The organism is Mesorhizobium sp. M1E.F.Ca.ET.041.01.1.1 (assembly GCF_003997355.1).
In the GTDB taxonomy this organism is placed as follows: Bacteria; Pseudomonadota; Alphaproteobacteria; order Rhizobiales; family Rhizobiaceae; genus Mesorhizobium.
Window position 1 is genome coordinate 1 of the sequence record NZ_RZSL01000737.1, and the last position, 2,561, is coordinate 2,561.

The 2,561-nt window shown below is 63.9% G+C and carries 4 protein-coding genes; 1 reads left to right on the forward strand and 3 read right to left on the reverse strand.

All coding sequences use genetic code 11. From position 1 onward, the window contains the following. The coding region (locus tag EOA38_RS33350; RefSeq protein ID WP_281060145.1) for a glycosyl hydrolase family 28-related protein at nucleotides 1–338 on the reverse strand (338 nt) is incomplete at its 3' end. A 106-nt stretch (nucleotides 339–444) separates the two neighbouring features. Between EOA38_RS33350 and greA the strand changes: the two genes are divergently transcribed. After that, nucleotides 445–927: a transcription elongation factor GreA gene (gene greA, locus EOA38_RS33355; RefSeq protein ID WP_126095034.1), complete on the forward strand. Its 483-nt coding sequence runs from the start codon at nucleotides 445–447 to the stop codon at nucleotides 925–927. A 343-nt stretch (nucleotides 928–1,270) separates the two neighbouring features. Here the strand turns inward: greA and EOA38_RS33360 are convergent, their stop codons facing one another. Next, nucleotides 1,271–1,501, reverse strand: coding sequence for an AbrB/MazE/SpoVT family DNA-binding domain-containing protein (locus EOA38_RS33360; RefSeq protein ID WP_127301229.1), 231 nt, complete (start codon nucleotides 1,499–1,501; stop codon nucleotides 1,271–1,273). A gap of 59 nt (nucleotides 1,502–1,560) precedes the next feature. Then, a partial coding sequence (locus EOA38_RS33365) for a methylmalonyl-CoA mutase family protein (protein WP_189435098.1) occupies nucleotides 1,561–2,561 on the reverse strand: 1,001 nt, incomplete at its 5' end.

A 2,561-nucleotide genomic window follows, 5' to 3' on the forward strand; every position in this document is an offset into this window, starting at 1 on the left:
ATCATCAGGTGGCCGCTGCCGCCATAGACGATGCGGGTCGCGCCGGGCACGCCCGACAGCCGCACGCGCGCCGGCAGCTTCAGGTTGGAGACCAGATAGGTGCCGGGCGGCAGGAACACCGGCGCGTTGCGATCGCTGGCGTCAGTGAGCATCTTGGTGAAAGCCTTGCTCTGGTCGTCCAGCGTGCCCGGCTGCACGCCGATCTCGACGGCATTGATCGAACCGCGCATTGCGGCCATTTCGATGCCGGGCAGCACCTTCGCCGACGCCTTGCCGGCAAGGAGCCCGGCGGCGGCAAAGCCTGCGCTCCGGGCAAGCAGCGTTCGTCTGTTCAACATCGGCACAGGTCCTGGCGTTTCGCCCGGTCCGTCGCAGGAATCGTGCCAGGGCTGGCTCGTTGGCAAATCGCTTGTGCAGTCGCCGCGCCGGGCCTAAGTTCATTGCATGAGCAGAGCTTTTACCCGCGAAGAAGACAGCGAAAATGCCATTGCCGGCGTCGGCGAGCGGCCGATCAGCACGCACCGCAATCTGGTGACGGAGCGGGGCCTCGCGATGATCGAGGACAATCTCGCCGAGCTGCGCGATCTGATGGCCAAGGCTGAAAGGCGGGGCGACCGCGAACGCCTTGCGGTCGTGTCGCGCGACCTGCGTTACTGGACCGCGCGGCGCGAGAGCGCCGAGCTTTCCGAGCCGGAGCCAGGCAGCGACGTGGTCCGCTTCGGCATGGGCGTCACGCTGGAAGGCGACGACGGCAAGAAGGTGCATTGGCGGATCGTCGGCGAGGATGAGGCAAATCCGTCAAAGGGCAGCATTTCCCATGTCTCACCGATGGCTTTGGCCCTCTTCGGCAAGAAAGTCGGCGAGGTCGCCGCCGTCAACGGCAAGGAATGGGAGATCGTCAAGCTCTCGGACAAGGCCGAGAACTAGTTCCTTGGCAGAGAATTTGGCCGGTCGGCTGTGCTTGCGTTGGGCAGGTCACGGGGTTGGAGATTGGCCGAAATGTCCCTCCTGTCGTCATTTTAGGGCGGAGCGACGCGAAGCGGAGCGTAGACCCTAGAATCCATTCCGTGACTTCCGAGCGCTGCCGCGGTGCAGAGTTCTGCTCCGCTGCACTCTTTGATCAGGGTCACGGAATGGATTCCAGGGTCTCCGCGACGCCGCTTCGCGGCTGCTTTGCCCTGGAATGACGAAGCTGGGAGGCTTTGGCCAATCCGCAACGTTTGCGCTGATTTTCACCGGAACGCGCAGTGAAAATCGTCTCTGCTGGCCTCTATTTTACTAGCTTGCGCAGTGCGGTTTCGTATTTGTCCATGACATTGCGGGCGGCGTCCATTTGCCGTTCGTGGTTGCCGCCGCGGACTGGCCTTAGAATGACGCCGTCGTCGGTTTCGATGATCTGAAGCTCGTCGCCAACTTGAAGGTTCAAGCTGTCGAGCATTTCGCGAGGCAGCAGCAAGGCCCCCGATCCGTCCTCAAGCGTATGGATGATCGTCTTAAACATTATCGCGCCGTGGTTGTGTGTAAGTTATAGAACAACCTTTCAGCCACTTCAGCAAGCCTTCACTGATTGGCCAGCAGCCGATCCATCAGCCGGTCCGCCGCCTGCGGGATCACGGTGCCCGGCGGGAAGATTTCCGCCGCGCCGGCCTTGAGCACCGCGTCATAGTCCTGCGGCGGGATGACGCCGCCGGCGACGATCAGCATATCGCCATGGCCGAGCTTCCTCAGCGCTTCCTTGAGCTCGGGGATCAGCGTCAGATGCCCGGCCGCGAGTGAGGAGGCGCCGATGATGTCGACATCGTGCTGGACTGCCAGCTTTGCGATTTCATCCGGCGTCTGGAACATCGGGCCGACGGTGACGTCGAAGCCGAGGTCGGCAAAGGCGCTGGCGATGACTTTCTGGCCGCGGTCGTGGCCGTCCTGTCCCATCTTGGCGACCAGGATGCGCGGCCTGGCGCCGGATTTCTTCTCGAATGTCTCGATCTTTTCCTTGAGCCGGTCGACGGCCGGATTGTCGCCGAGCGCGTCGCGATAGACGCCGGAGATGGTCTGGACGGTGGCCGCATGGCGGCCGAACACCTTCTCCAGCGCCAGCGAGATTTCGCCGACGGTGGCGTTGGCGCGCGCCGCGCGGATCGCGAATTCGAGCAGGTTCTCGCCGCTTTCGGCGGCACGCGTAAGCGCCGCCAGCGAGTCCTCCAGGGCGGCGACATCGCGTGTGCCCTTCAGCCGCTGCAGCTTCGCCAATTGCCTGGCCTTGACCTCGGCATTGTCGATCTTGAGCACGTCGACCTCGATATCGGCTTCCGGCCGGTGCGCGTTGACGCCGACCAGCACCTGCTCCCCGGAATCGATGCGCGCCTGCGTGCGCGCGGCCGCTTCCTCGATGCGCAGCTTCGGAATGCCCTTCTCGATCGCCGCCGCCATGCCGCCGAGGTTTTCGACCTCCTCGATATGGGCGAGCGCGCGGGCCGCCAGGTCATGCGTCAGCCGCTCGACATAGGCCGAGCCGCCCCACGGATCGATCATGCGCGTCGTGCCGGATTCCTTCTGCAGGATGT